General features: G+C 40.7%; 13 protein-coding genes. 4 read left to right on the plus strand and 9 right to left on the minus strand.

The features are described from left to right. Nucleotide 1: 1 nt before the first annotated feature. Entirely contained in the window at nucleotides 2-1363 is a 1362-nt protein-coding gene (locus tag PTUN_RS11845) for a Na+/H+ antiporter NhaC family protein (protein ID WP_009837142.1), read from the minus strand. A gap of 101 nt (nucleotides 1364-1464) precedes the next feature. Further along, nucleotides 1465-2508: a PLP-dependent cysteine synthase family protein gene (locus PTUN_RS11850; RefSeq protein ID WP_009837143.1), complete on the minus strand. Its 1044-nt coding sequence runs from the start codon at nucleotides 2506-2508 to the stop codon at nucleotides 1465-1467. Nucleotides 2509-2637: 129 nt separating this feature from the next. Here PTUN_RS11850 and PTUN_RS11855 point away from each other — a divergent pair, with 129 nt between their 5' ends. Further along, entirely contained in the window at nucleotides 2638-3177 is a 540-nt protein-coding gene (locus PTUN_RS11855; protein WP_040643626.1) for a DUF4136 domain-containing protein, read from the plus strand. Between the two features lie 55 nt (nucleotides 3178-3232). Here PTUN_RS11855 and PTUN_RS11860 read toward each other — a convergent pair whose 3' ends face one another. Then, complete coding sequence (locus PTUN_RS11860) at nucleotides 3233-3481, minus strand: YkgJ family cysteine cluster protein (RefSeq protein WP_040643627.1); 249 nt, start codon at nucleotides 3479-3481, stop codon at nucleotides 3233-3235. A gap of 243 nt (nucleotides 3482-3724) precedes the next feature. Here PTUN_RS11860 and PTUN_RS11865 point away from each other — a divergent pair, with 243 nt between their 5' ends. After that, nucleotides 3725-4924 (plus strand): efflux RND transporter periplasmic adaptor subunit, encoded by a 1200-nt coding sequence (locus PTUN_RS11865; protein ID WP_009837147.1) that lies wholly within the window; start codon nucleotides 3725-3727, stop codon nucleotides 4922-4924. Nucleotides 4925-4927: 3 nt separating this feature from the next. Further along, on the plus strand, nucleotides 4928-8083 hold the full coding sequence (locus PTUN_RS11870) for an efflux RND transporter permease subunit (RefSeq protein WP_009837148.1): 3156 nt from the start codon (nucleotides 4928-4930) through the stop codon (nucleotides 8081-8083). Nucleotides 8084-8190: 107 nt separating this feature from the next. On the opposite strand, the gene PTUN_RS11875 is transcribed toward PTUN_RS11870, so the two are convergent. The 5 genes from PTUN_RS11875 to dapB all read right to left on the minus strand — a co-directional run bounded on the left by PTUN_RS11875 (nucleotide 8191) and on the right by dapB (nucleotide 15383). Continuing rightward, the gene (locus PTUN_RS11875) at nucleotides 8191-9417 is read right to left on the minus strand and encodes an SPOR domain-containing protein (protein WP_157579373.1); all 1227 of its coding nucleotides are present in this window, start codon (nucleotides 9415-9417) and stop codon (nucleotides 8191-8193) included. Nucleotides 9418-9475: 58 nt separating this feature from the next. Further along, complete coding sequence (gene greA, locus PTUN_RS11880) at nucleotides 9476-9952, minus strand: transcription elongation factor GreA (RefSeq protein ID WP_009837150.1); 477 nt, start codon at nucleotides 9950-9952, stop codon at nucleotides 9476-9478. 50 nt (nucleotides 9953-10002) lie between these two features. Beyond that, nucleotides 10003-13221, minus strand: a complete 3219-nt coding sequence (gene carB / locus PTUN_RS11885) for a carbamoyl-phosphate synthase large subunit (RefSeq protein WP_009837151.1) — start codon at nucleotides 13219-13221, stop codon at nucleotides 10003-10005. Nucleotides 13222-13240: 19 nt separating this feature from the next. Beyond that, nucleotides 13241-14374, minus strand: coding sequence for a glutamine-hydrolyzing carbamoyl-phosphate synthase small subunit (gene carA / locus PTUN_RS11890; protein WP_009837152.1), 1134 nt, complete (start codon nucleotides 14372-14374; stop codon nucleotides 13241-13243). Between the two features lie 205 nt (nucleotides 14375-14579). Further along, nucleotides 14580-15383, minus strand: a complete 804-nt coding sequence (dapB, locus tag PTUN_RS11895) for a 4-hydroxy-tetrahydrodipicolinate reductase (protein ID WP_009837153.1) — start codon at nucleotides 15381-15383, stop codon at nucleotides 14580-14582. A 343-nt stretch (nucleotides 15384-15726) separates the two neighbouring features. On the opposite strand from dapB, the gene PTUN_RS11900 reads away from it, so the two are divergent. Then, complete coding sequence (locus tag PTUN_RS11900; RefSeq protein ID WP_009837154.1) at nucleotides 15727-17040, plus strand: Na+/H+ antiporter NhaC family protein; 1314 nt, start codon at nucleotides 15727-15729, stop codon at nucleotides 17038-17040. A gap of 217 nt (nucleotides 17041-17257) precedes the next feature. On the opposite strand, the gene PTUN_RS11905 is transcribed toward PTUN_RS11900, so the two are convergent. After that, the gene (locus PTUN_RS11905) at nucleotides 17258-18055 is read right to left on the minus strand and encodes a M48 family metallopeptidase (protein WP_009837155.1); all 798 of its coding nucleotides are present in this window, start codon (nucleotides 18053-18055) and stop codon (nucleotides 17258-17260) included. Nucleotides 18056-18281 lie beyond the last annotated feature (226 nt).

Consider the following 18281-nt stretch of genomic DNA (forward strand, 5'->3'; position numbering starts at 1 on the left):
TTTAAAAAAGTATCACAGCTGTCACTATATATAAGCAAATTGTAATTAAACCTGCAACAAGAGTATAAGGCAATTGGGTTTTAACATGTTCTAGATGCTCACACCCACTGGCTATTGAGGCCACAATCGTACTATCAGAAATAGGTGAAGAATGATCACCAAATACTCCACCACCTAGCACAGCTGCAACCAAAAAAGCAGGCGGTAAGCCAGTTTCGATTGAAAGCGGCACCGCAATTGGGATTAATATGGCAAACGTCCCCCAAGAGGTACCAGTTGCAAATGCCATAATTCCTGCGGTTATAAACAATAATGGGGCTAAGCCAATTTGTGCCACTTCAACCGACATTATACCGCTGACATAAGTACCGGTACCAAACGCTTTAACCGCATCACCAAAAGCAAAACTTAACACTAATACAATCACTGCGGGTAATAAGTTTTTAATCCCTGTAACGCTATGCTGTACTATTTGTTTAATGTTAAATACTTTATCTAAAAGCAACATCACGCATAATATTAAAAATGAGAAAATAACCGCCCACATAACAGCAAATGAGCCACTACCGCGGCGTAAATCACCTTCTCCTGTAATGTAAAGCAATAACAATGTCACGAGCACGATTAATACCATAGGCACTAACATATAACGTGCTTTACCATTGGAGATTACCTGCTGTTCACTTGTCTCTACTATTTTAGAGCTGGCATATTTTAGTGGACCATACACTTTATTAGTTACCGCAGTATAATAAACCATGATCAATACAATAATCGGATAAAAATTATATGCGATTGTTTCTATTAAGATTCCGACTGTATCTGTTAATTGATACCCATCAAGTAAACCCAGCACATAAGCGCCCCACCCGTTAATTAAAAATAAAATGCTCACCGGTGAACAAGTTGAATCAATTAAAAATGCTAGGCGGGCGCGAGATAAACCAAATTTATCAAATAAATTTTGGCTCGCAATTCCTGCGGTAAACATACTTAAATTTGAGTCGGTAAAAATCGAGGTGCCAATTAAACTCGGTAACAAACTGGCTTGGCGCTGATTTTTAACTAAATTACGCTCATTGAGAGAACTGATAAACGCATTGACACCCCCTGAATGTTTTATCAACATCAATAAGGCACCAATTAATAAACTAAAAATAATAATTCGTTGATTTGATACACCCTGAAATACGCTCAGTAAAACCGAGCCTGATGCCACCACGCCCTCTATCGGTGCAAAATTCATTTGCATGAGACCGGTTAATAATAAACCAACAGCGAGCGCTTCAATCGCATTTTTTCGCCATATCGCGACCAATATAGCCACCAAAGGCGGCACCAGTGTATAAATAGAATCTTGCATTATTATCTCGTTGTTATTTTTGTATTGGCAAACGATACATTTGCTATTTAGACTGACAATTATCCCATAATTGATAGGCTGTCAAAACTAAATCAGTTCAATTAGCTGATTGTTTTTAAATAATCACGATAAGATAAGTCCAAGCCAATATTTTCGTTTACCCAGTCGCAATTATAATAAGTGTTTAAATAGCGCTCGCCACTATCACAAATCAAGGTCACAATTGAGCCAGACTGACCTGCCGCTTGCATGCGTTTAGCGACTTCGAGTACTCCAACCATATTAGTGCCCGTTGATGGCCCCACTTTTCGGCCTAATTGCTGCGTTAACCAATGCATGGCTGCAAGGCTTTGTGCGTCTGGCACTTTAAGCATGTCATCAATCACTCCAGGTACAAATGAAGGCTCGACGCGCGGGCGACCTATGCCTTCTATTTTACTGGCATTCTTAGAGATTAAGGCGGGGTTTAAACTCTGATAATAATCATAAAAAACAGAATGTGTAGGGTCGACCACCAGCAACTGCGTTGCAAGGTTTTGATAGCGTAAATAGCGCCCAATCGTTGCGGATGTACCGCCAGTGCCTGGACTCATGACTACCCAACTTGGTTCTGGAAATCGTTCTTTTTTCATCTGCTCAATAATGCTAGTTGCGATATTGTTATTGCCTCGCCAATCTGTTGCACGCTCAGCATAGGTAAATTGGTCCATATAATGGCCATTTAACTTAGCCGCTAACATTGCCGACTCTTGATAAATTAAACTTGTATTTTCAACGAGATGACATTGGCCACCATAAAATTCAATCTGTTTTATTTTTTCCGCCGCAGTGGTTTTGGCCATTACTGCAATAAACTTAAGTCCTAATAAACGTGCAAAATACGCTTCTGATACAGCGGTTGAGCCTGATGATGACTCTATTATGGTGGTATTTTGATCAATCCAACCATTACACAACGCATATAAAAATAACGACCGCGCTAAGCGATGTTTCAATGATCCCGTTGGATGAGTGCTTTCGTCTTTTAAATAAATATCAATATTAGGAAAACATGCCAAAGGTAATAATATCAAATGCGTATCTGCAGAACGTACGTAATCCGCTTCTATTTTTTCAATTGCTTGATTGAGCCATTGTCTGTTCATCTTGCCTCTTTTTTATCGTTGTTATGAGATAGTCAGTGAAGATTCAGTAAAATCAATCTAGTATCGATACACCGCCTAAATTCTATGGTATGTTTCTATCATCATCACTGAGGGACTCAAGGAGCCACTATGAAACACATTTACGTTTCACTTTGCCTATTAATGTTAACTGCATGCGCAAAAACCCCAGATTGGGATTATGACAAATCGGCTAACTTCTCAAATGTCAAAAGCTTTGCTTGGTTACCCAACGCAAGCTTAACCAAAGATACCACTCACTACCAAATTAGCCCACTGATGGAACAAAGAGTGCAAAAAGCAGTGAATGCAACTTTAACCACTCAAGGTTTACAACAAGTGGCGATTGAACAAGCAGATGTATTAATTAACTACCATGCTTCGGTTGATAGCAAAATAGAGATCGATACGTTTACCACAGGTTATAATGCACGCTGGGATAACTGGGGCTTTGGCATTCAAAATCAAACACACACCCAAAATTACGAAGTGGGAACCTTGGTTATTGATGTAATCGATCGCGGTACGAATCAACTGATCTGGCGCGGGGCAAAAGAAGGTCGTTTAAAGAAAAACCAAACGCCTGAGCAACGCACACTAGCAATAGAAAAAACTGTAGCAACCATTTTGGCTAACTTTCCGCCAAAATAGCCACTTTTTAATGGCGCATTCATGTAATGCGCCTACTTGCCACCGTCTTTCTTTATTAAGTATTCTGCTCTAAATCGGTGATAAGCCACATTGCCTCTTGATTAGTTTGGCCACATACATCAATTGTTGCTTTAAAATCACTGCATACCAAAGGCCTTTCAGGCTGCCCAAAAATACGGCACATATTCGCTTCATTTAACTGAATACAACGTACACCTGCTGGTTTGCCGTTTGGCATACCGGGTATCGGGGAGCTAATACTTGGCGCAATACAACACGCACCACATCCCATTCTACACTGCATAACTTCCCCAAAACTTATACACAATTACTTGAATTTATTAATAAATATCAAAAAATTATTAATAATACTTAAGCGCAATGGTGAAATAAAGTTGTTATAAAACAAAATGATAAAATAAAAACGCAACAAAAAGATAAATTTCGATTAAAAAAACTAACAGTTTGTTACACAAATACGCAGTCTGTAAACATTATATTGCTTATTATAAGCGTGTCATCAATATAAGTAAGCAAGGGAGTCATCATGGCTACTAAAAAACAAATTTTTATCCCAATTGCAATTGCTGTAACCGCAATTGCAGTTGCTGGGGCACTGGTTGCTATGAAAAAACCACCAGAAAAAAAAGAAGAAACGGTGATTTTGCCCATAGTTAAAACAAGTCCAGCACAAATCAATCCAATCTCATTAGATGTAAAGTCTCATGGCTTAGTAAAAGCAAAAGAACAAACTCAACTTGTTGCTCAAGTCAGCGGGCAAATTGTTGAAGTGTCACCTCTTTTTGTTCAAGGCGGCTTTGTTAAAGAAGGCCAAGTTCTAGTGCGCATCGATCCGAACGATTATGAAGCGGCACTCACTGAAGCAGAAGCAAGTTTGGCTCAAGCTCGTTCAGCTCTTGAAATTGAGCGCGCCCAAGCGCATGTTGCTCAAGCTGAATGGGATCGGATCAGCAAAAACTCAAACGAAAGCATTCCTTCTGAACTGTATTTACGTAAGCCACAATTGGCAGAAAAATTAGCGCGTTATCGCGCATCAGAAGCAGCAGTAAAACGTGCTACCCGTAATTTAGAACGTACTTTTGTAAAAGCGCCATACGACGCGATAATCGCTGAGCGAAGCATTAGCTTAGGTAGTGTAGTCAATCCAGGCAGTTTTTTTGGCCTAGTTAGCGCAACTGAAGTGGCTGAAATTCGCTTACCTGTACCAGATAAAGACTTACAATATTTAGTTAATCATGGCCTTGATTCAAACGTTACTTTGAGTGCCGATTATGCCGGCCAAGAAGTGCAATGGCAGGCTAAAATTGTGCGCAGTGAAGGTGTTATTGATAATAAAAGTCGTATGACGTATCTAGTCGCTGAAGTACAAGACCCTTACGGCCAAACTAAAACAGCCAAACCCCTGCGTTTTGGTGCCTATGTCAATGCCACCATTGCGGGTATGCAAATTCCTGAAGCAACCTTAATTCCTCAGCACTTGGTAAAAAATAATAAAGTGGCGGTATTAAACGCTGACAATACGTTGAGTTTTAGAACTGTTGAAATAGTACGTGAGCAAAATAATATGGTTATTGCCACATCGGGTATTAATTTTGGCGAAAAAATTATTACTTCCGCCCTTGAATACCCGACAGAGGGCATGAAACTCGACCCAGACACCGCAGTTGCAAAATCTGATGAGAAAAAACCAAACGTTGAAACACAACTTGCGATGAAGGAAGAATAACCGATGAGCGCTGACACACAAAAAGGCTTAATCGCCTGGTTTGCGCGTAATCCTGTCGCTGCAAATCTATTAATGATTTTTATCTTGTTGGGTGGTTTATTAACCGCCATGACAATCCGAAAACAAATGTTCCCTCAATTTCAAATTAACTGGCTGAGTGTGCAAGTTGCCTACCCTGGCGCCGCGCCACAGGAAGTTGAAGAAGGGATCACCATAAAAATTGAAGAGGCCCTTGAAGGAATACAAGGCCTAAAACGCTTAATTACTTATTCAAACCGCAATAGCGCTAATGCGTGGATTGAAGTAGATGAAAGCTACAACGTGCAAGACGTACTTGATGAAGTAAAAATGCAAGTTGATTCGATTTCAAGCTTTCCCGCAGGCATGGAGCGCCCTATTGTGGCGCAAGAAAAGTTTGAACAAGAAGTCATGGTGTTAGCTTTATATGGCGATTTAAATCGTCGTGATTTAAAAGAGCTCGGCAATAGCATTCATGATGAAATTCAAGCGCTACCTTCGATCAATATCGCTCGTTTTAATCGCGGCTTAAATTACGAAATTGGCATTGAAGTCAGTCCAGATAAACTGCGTGAATATGGCCTTAGTTTTAGAGAAATTGCCACCGCTGTGCGAAGCTTCTCAGCCAATATGTCTGCAGGTCAAATTAAAGCTGAAAATGGCTACATTTCAATGCGCGTTGAAAACCAAGCCTATACAGGTCGTGAATTTGAGCAGTTACCGTTAATCTTACTGCCAGATGGTACACAAGTATTATTAGGTGATGTGGCAACCGTTAACGATGGTTTTCAAGAAGGTATTCAATACCATAAATACAATGGCAGTAACTCACTTACTTTTGAAATCAATGCTTCAGAAGACCAAGACATCACTAAAGTTGCGGCTGTCATTAAAAAGTACCTTGCCGATAAAGCCGACAAATTACCTGCTGGGGTTAAACTTGAGCCAATCGTCGATATGACGTATTACCTTGAAGGTCGTCTTAACATGATGATCGATAACATGGTATGGGGTGGTATTTTAGTTATGCTGATCTTAGCGTTATTTTTACGCGCTCGGTTAGCGTTTTGGGTCATGATGGGCTTACCAGTATCTTTTTTAGGTGCATTCTTGTTTATGCCGATGGGCTTTTTAGATGTCACCATTAATGTTGCCTCTTTATTTGCCTTTATTTTAGTGCTCGGGATTGTGGTCGATGATGCAATTGTAATTGGTGAATCGGCCCACAGCGAAATTGAAGAGCACGGTCACTCGTTAGATAATGTAATTCGAGGTGTTAAACGTGTTGCCATGCCCGCTACCTTTGGGGTGCTGACAACGGTTGCCGCATTTTTACCAATGACCTTATCAACAGGCCCTGAATCTGCTTTTGGTAAAGCGATTGGCGGCGTAATCATTTTATGTTTGTTATTTTCATTAGTAGAATCAAAATTCATTTTACCGGCGCATATCGCTCGCATGAAAATGACGCCTTACAACCCTCGCAATCCAATGCATCGTTTACGTAATACCATTGATGGTGCCCTTAAACACTTTGTTGAAAATTACTACCGCCCATTTATTGTAAAATGTATTCATTACCGTTATGCCGTAATTGCCACATTTATCGCGATTTTAATTGTCAGTATTGGTTTATTTGCCGGTGGATTTGTTAAGTTTGTTTCAAGCCCTAAAATCCCACACGACTTTCCATCTGTCAGTATTGAGATGAATTTATCCTCTTCAGAAAAAGCCACATTAGAGACGGCACTTGCCATTGAAAAAGTGATTTTAGATGTTGAAAAACAAATCAAAGCTGAATATGGCGTGCCGATGATCAAAGATTTATCAGTTAGCCTCAATGGCCGCACCAATGCCCGTTTAATGGCAGTCCTTGTTGATCCTGATTTACGCCCAATGGATACCTTTGCTTTATCAGATCTGTGGCGTAAAAATATGCCGCCATTACCAGGCATTAAATCGATGACTATTCAAGATAGTATTTTTGGTGGTGGTCGTGATGATGGTGATATTAGCTTTCGTCTTGAAGGAAAAAATGTTGCTGAGCTACGTTTAGTTGCAGAAGAATTAAAATCAAAACTCAATACCATCAAAGGTGTGGGTGATGTGAACGATTCAATGCAAAACGCCACTGACGAAGTACGTTTAAACCTAAAACCTGTTGCTTACACTATGGGCTTAACTCTTGCCGATGTTGCATCTCAGGTCAGCGCCAGTTATTACGGTATGGAAGCACAGCGTATTTTACGCAACGGTGAAGAAGTCAAAGTCATGATCCGCTACCCTGAAGAGCAACGTAATTCCATTAGCGAAATTAACGATACCCGTATTGTGACGCCAACCGGTGCTGAAGTACTGCTATCAGAAGTGGCACAAGTAAGTTTAGCTGATGGTGTAAATCGTATTCGCCGTGAAAATGCAAAACGCACTATTAATGTATGGGCTTCTGTTGATACCAATCAAGCGCAACCTTTTGAGATTGCTAAAGATATTCGTGATAATTACTTGCCAGGTTTACTAAAAAATTATCCTGGCGTACAAAGTAATGTTGCGGGTCGTATTCAACAAGAAATGGACAGTGCAGCAGAGCAAATGCGTAACTTTGTTTTATCAATGGTACTAGTTTTTGCATTACTGGCTATTCCGCTGCGTTCTTATTCACAACCTTTGATCATTATGTCGGTGATCCCATTTGGTGTAATTGGCGCCATGTTTGGTCACATGATTTTGGGCATGACCATGAGTAGCTTATCTGTATTTGGCATTATTGCTGTTGCGGGTGTGGTAGTGAATGACTCATTAGTGATGGTCGACTTTGTTAACCAAGCCCGTAAAGAAGGTGTATCTCTTAAACAAGCAGTTGAAGATGCAGGCTGTAAACGCTTTAGAGCCATTATGCTGACATCCCTCACTACTTTTATCGGTTTAATTCCTATTATTATGGAAACAAGCCTACAAGCTAAAATTGTAATTCCAATGGCTGTATCTCTGGCGTTTGGTGTCTTGTTTGCTACTTTTATTACCTTGATTTTAATTCCTTGCCAATACATAGCCCTTGAGGATTTAAAACGTGTTTTAAAACGCAATAAAAAGACCACAACTGACTCTTTAACCAATCAAGCTGATATTGCAACCAATTAATTACCAATAAACTCCAACCAATAAAAAAGCCAATCTTTTCAGATTGGCTTTTCTTTTTAAACTCAGTGTAACGTAATCACTATATTTACCTTACAATAAGGCAATCATTAGAATAGCAAAGCATTAAGCGATTTATCACTACGAAGCCAAGGCTTTTGCGCCGCCAGAGCTTTATCTAGTTCGGTTAACGCCGCTTTTGCTGCCGCTTTATCTTCAAAGGCCAAGCTCAATACTAAATAAGCCTGCTCATTTTTAAGCTCAACAACTTGAGATTGGCCCTGTAACTTATATTTTCGAACAAAATGCGCGACCCCTTCTGAGCTATGGATTTTAGCAAATTGAATAAAATACCCTTTTAATCGGGGTATTTCATCTTCCACAGCCGCATTTAATACTAGATTCTCAACTTCAGGCTCAGCTTGAGTCAACGGCTCTATAGGTGCTTTAACGACGGCTACAGGCTCAGTGATTAGGGTCTCAGGTTCTGACCCTTCGACTGAGGCAAGCTCCTGCGAAGGATGACGTAATTGATTTATAGCAACTAAAATTCTTTCACTTGCAGTCTGACCACTGGCAATACTTTGTTTGGCATAACGCTCACTTTTATCAAGATCAAGCGGTACTTTTTCACCTTTTAAATAGATTGAAGCCAAGTTGTGCATTGCAAAACTGTTGCCATTCTCAGCGGCTTTTTCATACCAATACAATGATTTATCAATATCTCGATTCCACAGTAACGTCGCTAAGGCAAATTGCGCTTCAGTCTCATTTTGCAGTGCAGCCTTTTCAATCCAACTAAGCCCCGCTTCTATGTCTTTTGGTACTACTTTGTCTTGCAGCAAAATCGCACCTAACTTTAGTTGGGCATAAGATTGCCCTGCTTCAGCGGCTTTTTTATACCAAAAATAAGATTGTTTTGCATCCACAGGCGTGCCCTTGCCTTTTTCGTACATTAAAGCTAATTTACGTTGCGCTGGCAAAAAATCGGCCTCTGCCGCTTTTTGATACCAACCAACTGCATCCGATGCACTTTTATTAACGCCACGACCAAGCTCAAACGCAACAGCTAAATTAAACATCGCTTCGGGGTGTTTTAATTCTGCCGCATAAGTTAAGTAACTAATAGATTGGTCAACATTGGGGGCTACGCTTAGCCCTTTTGCATAAATAGTCGCCATAATGAAACTCGCTTGTGCATCAGCACTGTCGCTGGCTTCTTTGCAGGCACTAAAAGCAGTTACATAATCTTGTTCTAAAAAGGCAGTTTGGCAATCAGCCGCATGGGTAGGAAAAGAATAAAGCAGAGACAGCGCTATTGTTGTTATTTTTCGCAAACTTACCTCCAAAAAAAAAGCCCGGTTAAATACCGAGCTTTCATTGTAGTCGTTTTCGTTAAATATATTCAACTGCTATAATTTCGTACTCAACATTGCCTTTTGGCGTACTGATAGTTACAGCATCATCTACTGATTTACCAACAAGACCGCGAGCTATTGGTGAATTAACCGAAATTAAGTTATTTTTAATGTTTGCTTCATCATCACCGACTATTCGATAAGTTACTTCAGCATCAGTCTCTACGTTAACAATTGTTACTGTAGTACCAAAAATAACTTTACCATTGTTAGCCATCTTGGTGACATCAATCACTTGTACGTTCGATAATTTTGCTTCAATTTCTTGAATTCGTCCTTCACAAAAACCTTGCTCTTCACGTGCAGCATGATATTCGGCATTTTCTTTTAAGTCACCGTGTTCACGTGCCACTGCAATATCTGCAATAATTTTTGGGCGTTTGACTGTTTTAAGTTCGTTAAGTTCTGCTCTTAGCAGTTCAACACCTCTAACTGTCATAGGGATTTGTTGCATAAACTCTCACTTAAAACCTCTGATAACAGTGTTATCAGAGGTTCAATTACTTATTTAACGCGACGATGTAGCTCTTGTAATGAATTTACTTTCGAGCGATCGTCTGCAGCATTTGCTTTACAGTTAGCAAAAGCTGCATTTAGCGTTGTGGTATAGTTTGTTTTATGTTGAAGCGCACCACGACGAAGAACTTTAGAATCTTCAATCGCTTGGCGACCTTCAGTCGTGTTAACGATATAGCTATACTCACCGTTTTTGATACGGTCAAGAATATGAGGGCGACCCTCAAACACTTTGTTTACTCGGCGTACGGCAATGCCGGCTGTCTCAAGTGCTGCAGCTGTACCACCAGTGGCATCAAGTTCAAAACCAAGTTCTGTCATGATACGCGCTAGTTCTACAATTCGTTTTTTATCGCCATTGCGCACAGATAATAATGCACGGCCACCACGAGGTAAAACATTTCCTGCACCTAACTGTGCTTTTGCAAACGCTTCAGCAAAGTTATCACCAACACCCATTACTTCACCCGTTGAGCGCATTTCTGGGCCACGGATTGGATCAACACCTTGGAACTTAGCAAAAGGTAGTACTACTTCTTTTACACTGTAATAAGGCGGAATAGTCTCTTTGGTGATACCTTGGCTTGCAAGTGATTGGCCAGCCATACAACGAGCAGCGATTTTAGCAATCGGCACACTGGTCGCTTTTGATACAAACGGAACAGTACGTGCAGCGCGTGGGTTAACTTCAATTAAATATACGTCGCCATCTTTAACAGCAAATTGTGTATTCATTAAACCAACTACACCAAGTTCAAGTGCCATACGGGTAACTTGGTCACGCATGCGATCTTGAATTTCAGCACTGAGTGTATAAGGTGGAAGTGAACATGCTGAGTCACCTGAGTGAACACCTGCTTGCTCGATATGCTCCATAATACCACCGATGATAACTTGCTCACCGTCACAGATTGCATCAACATCAACTTCAATTGCGTCATCTAAGAAATGATCAAGTAATACAGGAGCTTCGTTTGATGCTTGTACTGCCTCAGTCATATAACGACGTAAATCGTCTTCGTCATAAACGATTTCCATTGCGCGACCACCAAGAACATACGATGGGCGAACAACCAATGGGAAACCAATTTCTGCCGATTTAGCCATGGCTTCTTCGGTTGACGTTACTGTCGCATTATGTGGCTGTAATAAGCCTAAGCGCTCAACAAGTTGTTGGAAACGTTCACGGTCTTCAGCGCGGTCGATAGCGTCAGGTGAAGTACCAATTACTGGCACACCATTCGCTTCAAGGGCACGAGCAAGTTTCAGCGGTGTTTGACCACCATACTGCACGATCACGCCTTTTGGTTTTTCAACTCGAACGATTTCAAGCACATCTTCAAGCGTAATTGGCTCAAAATATAAACGGTCTGACGTATCGTAATCGGTAGAAACCGTTTCAGGGTTACAGTTAACCATGATGGTTTCATAACCATCTTCACGCAGTGCAAGGGCCGCGTGAACACAGCAGTAATCAAATTCAATACCTTGACCGATACGGTTTGGACCACCACCGATAACCATGATTTTATCGCGGTTACTTGGGTTCGCTTCACACTCTTCATCATACGTTGAATACATATAAGCAGTGTCTGAACTAAATTCAGCAGCACAGGTATCTACGCGTTTGTAAACTGGGAAGATATTGAAGTTATGGCGTTTTTTACGAATTTCAGCTTCTGATACTCCCGCAATTTCTGCGATACGTGCATCAGCAAAACCTTTACGTTTTAAACGACGTAAAAAGTCTTTGTTTAAGCCTGCCATGCCAGATGAGGCGATTTTAGCTTCATCTTTTAAGATGTCTTCAATTTGAACTAAGAACCAACGGTCGATTTTAGTGTATTCGAATACATCATCAACTGACATACCGTGGCGCATTGCATCTGCAACATACCAAATACGCTCAGCGCCTGGCTCACGTAATTCGTGAATGATTTTCTCTCTCGCACTTGGGTCATCAAGCGCCACAATTGGGTTAAACCCTGTTGCGCCAACTTCTAAGCCACGTAATGCTTTTTGTAATGACTCTTGTTGGTTACGACCAATAGCCATTACTTCACCAACTGATTTCATTTGTGTGGTTAAACGGTCGTTTGCACCCGCAAATTTTTCAAAGTTAAAACGAGGAATTTTTGTTACCACGTAATCGATTGATGGTTCAAATGACGCCGGTGTTTTGCCACCAGTAATGTCATTTTGTAACTCATCAAGCGTATAACCTACCGCTAGTTTTGCAGCGATTTTAGCAATTGGGAAACCCGTTGCTTTTGACGCAAGCGCAGATGAACGTGATACACGTGGGTTCATTTCGATAATAACCATACGGCCAGTATCAGGACAAATACCAAACTGTACGTTTGAACCACCTGTTTCAACACCAATTTCACGTAATACAGCCATCGATGCATTACGCATGATTTGGTATTCTTTATCAGTCAATGTTTGTGCTGGGGCAACGGTGATTGAGTCACCAGTATGAACACCCATAGGATCAAAGTTTTCAATTGAACAAACGATAATGCAGTTGTCGTTTTTATCACGAACCACTTCCATCTCGTATTCTTTCCAACCAATTAACGATTCGTCAATTAACAATTCTTTAGTTGGTGAAAGATCAAGACCGCGCTCACAAATCTCTTCAAATTCTTCTTGGTTGTACGCAACACCACCACCTGTTCCACCCATGGTGAAAGAAGGACGGATGATACATGGGAAACCAATACGGGTGACGATATCACGCGCACTTTCCATGCTGCGTGCAATTTCAGCGCGTGGTGTTTCTAAACCAATCGCTTTCATTGCTACGTCAAAACGTGAACGGTCTTCTGCTTTATCGATTGCATCAGCTGTCGCGCCGATTAGCTCAACACCGTGTTTTGCAAGTACACCACGACGGTCTAAGTCAAGAGCACAGTTTAATGCCGTTTGACCACCCATTGTTGGTAGAACTGCGTCAGGCTTTTCTTTTTCAATGATTTTTTCGACAACTTCCCAGTGAATTGGCTCGATGTATGTTGCATCAGCCATTTCAGGATCTGTCATGATAGTTGCAGGGTTTGAATTCACTAGAATGACACGGTAGCCTTCTTCGCGAAGCGCTTTACAGGCTTGTGCACCCGAGTAGTCAAATTCACAGGCTTGGCCGATTACAATAGGGCCAGCGCCTAGGATAAGAATGCTTTTTATATCAGTACGTTTTGGCATTGTTACTCTCGGTCCTAAATTAGTGTTTACGTTCTTGCATCAAATCGATGAAGTGATCAAATAACGGCGCAGCATCATGCGGGCCTGGGCTCGCTTCTGGATGACCTTGGAAGCTAAATGCAGGTTTATCTGTACGATGAATACCTTGCAAAGTGCCATCAAACAATGATTTATGCGTTGCACGTAACGTGTCTGGTAGCGTTGATTCTTCGGCAGCAAAACCATGGTTTTGTGCAGTAATCATCACGACACCACGATCTAAATCTTTTACAGGGTGGTTACCACCGTGATGGCCAAACTTCATTTTTACCGTTTGTGCACCCGACGCAAGAGCTAGTAATTGGTGACCTAAACAGATCCCAAAAATTGGCGTGTCAGTTTCTAAAAATGCTTTAATTGCTTCAATAGCATAAGTACATGGAGCTGGATCACCTGGGCCATTTGATAAGAAAATACCATCTGGATTTAAGGCTAATACGTCAGCAGCAGACGTTTGGGCAGGCACAACCGTTAATTTACAACCGCGGTCAACTAACATACGTAAAATATTACGTTTAACACCAAAATCATACGCTACAACGTGGAACTTTGCATCAGCGTCAGCAAGTGTCTTAAATCCTTGACCTAGTTGCCAACTGCCTTCATTCCATTGATATTGCTCAGTGGTTGAAACCACTTTGGCAAGATCCATTCCTTTTAAACCTGGGAATGCTTTTGCAGCTTCTAAAGCTTTCGCTTCATCAATTTCACCAGCGATAATACAGCCATTTTGAGCCCCTTTATCACGTAAGATACGTGTTAATTTACGGGTATCAATGTCTGCAATCCCTAGGATATTGCGAGCTTTTAAATATTCATCTAATGATTGCTCATTACGGAAATTACTCGCTAGCAGTGGCAAATCACGAATAACTAGGCCTTTAGCCCAGATTTTATTCGCTTCTTCGTCTTCGCTGTTAGTGCCCGTATTACCGATATGTGGGTAAGTCAGGGTTACGATTTGTTCCGCATATGAGGGATCAGTGATAATCTCCTGATAGCCTGTCATTGATGTATTAAATACTACTTCACCGACTGAAATACCTTCAGCCCCTATCGCAGTACCGCGGAACACTGTGCCGTCTTCTAGGACTAACAAAGCGGATATAGTCAAGTTAACCTCCTAACAGTAAAAAACGGGTGTAAAAACTGACGATTTACGACCCGCTCAAGGCGTTTGGAAACACGCAAAATAAATTTTGGCAAATTGTGCTTATTTTAGATTAAAAACGCTTCAAGGTCTAACGCTAATTACAAAAAAACTAAAAATAGCGCTTTCTTCGAAAAAAAACGATGAAAGCGCCAAAAAAAACTGTTTACTACTTAAAACCTAACACATCTTGCATATCATAAAGTCCTGCAGGTTTATTTTTCAACCAGCCTGCAGCCCTTACTGCACCTTGAGCGAAGGTCATTCGAGAACTCGCTTTATGGGTTATTTCGAGTCTTTCGCCGATAGAAGCGAAATAAGCCGTATGTTCACCGACAATATCCCCAGCTCTTAGCACCGAATATCCAATTTCATTTTGCGATTTAGCCACATGGTCTTGATGACGTTCATAACGAGCAACTTCGTTATGATCCCATCCTTTTGCCTCTGCGATTGCTTCACCAATCGCAAGTGCGGTGCCTGAAGGAGCATCAATTTTATGACGATGATGGGCTTCAAAAATTTCAATATCAATCTCATCACTCAATGTTTTTGCGGCTGTTTGCACCAAATTAAGTAATAAGTTGATACCAACACTAAAGTTGCGAGAAAACACAATGGGAATAGTTTTAGCAGCTTGCTGTAATTTCGCAAACTCCTCAGCAGTTAAACCCGTCGTACCAATCACCATTGGAATTTGATTAGCAACCGCATACGCTAAATGCACTAACATGCCTTGCGGTAAAGTAAAATCAATAAGCACATCAACATTGGTACAATTGGTTTGCTCAAGTGCGCAAAATGTTTGCTCAATATCATTTACGCCGATGATTGGGCCGACGTTGATACCAAAAAAATCGGATGTTTTACGCACATAAGCGGCTGCTATTTCACTGTTATTATCTTGATAGGTTGCTTGCAAAAGTGCCTGCCCCATGCGCCCATTTGCGCCAAACACGCCAATTCGATTCATATTATTCTCTTTATAAATAAAGGGTTAAATTAAGCAGTTTTACTTTTTTTCTTAACAAAAAAGCAAAAAGATTCTTTTTAACACTGACAAATTACTATATGTTAATAGTTTAATGTTTATTCACGTCCGATGCATCAAAGGGATTTAGTGGATTTTGACGCTTTGAGTGTGCATTAGCATTTGGCACAGTGTAACAAGAAAAATTTGACAAAACATCTAGCCATCTATACATTCGCACTTCCTTAGATATAAGGCGCCGATTTGGTCTTTGGCTTGCGGGCGCTTGAAAAATGCAGCTAAAAAGGGAACTGTGGGGCTGCAACATTTATTTTAGAGGTTTTTAATGCAGTCTACTTTTAGTAAAACTCAAGCAAAGTTATCTTTGCTACCCTTATTAAGTTTCGTCGCTATTTTTTTAGGCGCAGGCTTATATCTTCAATCTCAAGGCGTTGATTATGCTTTTTATCAACTCCCTGCTCCTGTTGCTATTTTACCCGCTATTTTACTGGCCTTTATTTTAAATAAAGCCACCATCAATCGCTCTGTTGAAACCTTTATTAAAGGTGCGGGCCATAGCAATATCATCACCATGTGTTTAATTTATTTACTCGCAGGCGCGTTTTCGACCGTAGCTGGTGCAACCGGTGGGGTTGATGCTGTAGTGAATGCGGGCCTTGATTTAGTTCCACCAAGCTTTTTACTACCAGGTTTATTTTTAATTTCTGCCATCGTTGCCACAGCAATGGGAACCTCAATGGGCACCATTGGGGCAATTGGACCGATTGCCTATGCGTTATCACTCAAAACAGGCATGGACCCTGCGCTTGTTGCTGGTGCGGTTGTTTCTGGCGCAATGTTTGGTGATAATTTATCGATTATTTCTGATACTACAATTGCAGCTACACGTACACAAGGCTGTGAAATGAAAGATAAATTCCGCGAAAATTTTAAAATCGCAATGCCTGCGGCCTTATTAACCGTAGTGCTGTTATTTATACTCACTCCCGCACCACAAGCAATCGAAGTTCAAGAGTATGATTTACTGTTAGTCTTACCTTATGCCTTTATTTTAGTGCTCGCTGTACTTGGGTTTAATGTATTTGTTGTATTGTTCAGCGGCATTGTTTTTGCCGGAGTCATGGGCTTTACCGGCAGCTATGAAGGCAGCGCTTTTATCAAAGACATTTATAAAGGTTTCAGCAGCATGCAAGAAATCTTCTTACTTTCAATGCTTATTGGTGGTTTGTCTGAGTTTATTCGTATTAACGGCGGCTTAGATTACATAGCTCACAAAATTCAATACTTAACTAAAGTCATCGCTAAATGGAATCGTAAAGTAGCCGATCAACTAGGTATTGCAGCCTTGGTACTGACATCAAATTTGTGCATCGCTAACAATACAGTGTCAATTATTGTTGCAGGCCCGATTGCTAAAAAATTGGCTGAAGACGGCAATATCTCAGCAAAACGCTCTGCCAGTTTGCTTGATATTTTTGCCTGCGTAATGCAAGGCTCATTGCCTTATGGCGCACAAGCTTTATTACTTGGCGCAACGTTTCAAATTTCACCTTGGCAAGTAGCAAGCTCATCTTATTATTGTTTTATTTTGGCTTTTGTTGCAATTAGCATTATTTGTTTAAACCGCCACAAAGTATAAATATGACGTGAGATACCAATAAAATTATTGGTATCTCATTTTTAGTTTTATCATTCCCACCTTTTGATTGTTCCCTGATGCATTAGTATTTAAAGCAACGCAAAGTAACTTGGGGAAAATACCTACTTTTAAGAGGTAGATTGCGAGTGAGACAAAAAGTGGGGAGCCGACTCTTTTGAATCAGTTCCTCAACCTGATGGCGAATGGACTTTTTAAATTACAGCGTACAACCAGGCTTTTTACCGGTTTGTAATGCACTGTAGTGCAGTTTCATTGCTTCAGGCATTTCTTTACGTAAATCTTCAATACGTGTTTTTGGTGATGGATGAGTCGATAAAAACTCTGGAGATGCCCCACTACCTACTGCACTCATATTTTGCCAAAGAGTAACGGATTCTTTTGGATCAAATCCCGCCTTAGCCATTAAATCCAACCCAATTTCATCAGCCTCGGATTCATGTGTGCGGCTAAAGGGCAATATTACACCGTATTGCGTACCAACACCCAGCGCAGTCATAATCGCACCATGATATTGATTTTGCGTTGATTTTAACGTTGCATCAGCAGCTTGCATCCCAATCTGAATCGCTGAGCTTTGTGATGCACGTTCATTTGAATGTTCGGCAATCACATGCCCGACTTCATGGCCCATAACAGTTGCAACTTGATGTTGATTGACCGCCACTTTTAATAAACCAGTGTGAACTCCGATTTTTCCACCGGGCAATGCAAATGCATTCGCTGAGTCTTCATCAAAAACAACCACTTCCCATTTCTGACTTGCATATTTTTGTGGCAATACCGCAATAATATTGTCCGCAATGCATTGCACATAACGATTGGTTCTAGTGTCGGTATTGATAGCCATTTGTTTTTTTAATTGGCTAAAACTTTGAACGCCCATACTGTTCATATCGCTATCAGAATAGAGCGCCAATTGCGTGCGTCCGGTTGGTGATGTTTTGCAACCAAGTAATAAACCTGTTATTGCGAGCGCTAACAATGCATTTTTCATGTTGTTCCTTTAAATTTAGCGTTTGAAATAAGTGTAATGGAGTCAGGTTAAAATTAATAGTCGACACGCTTTTTGCATGTCGTTTTGTTAAAGTTTTTGTCTTTTTAAATTCAGTCTTTACCAGGATGTTAATGTCATCTCACAGCAAATAACTGTGCGAAATTGCAACACTATTGTGCGTACTTAATGCTTGTTTGAAATGCTAAAAGTCTTACACTATGTCCCC

Origin of the sequence: Pseudoalteromonas tunicata (assembly GCF_002310815.1) — a bacterium.
GTDB lineage: Bacteria > Pseudomonadota > Gammaproteobacteria > Enterobacterales > Alteromonadaceae > Pseudoalteromonas > Pseudoalteromonas tunicata.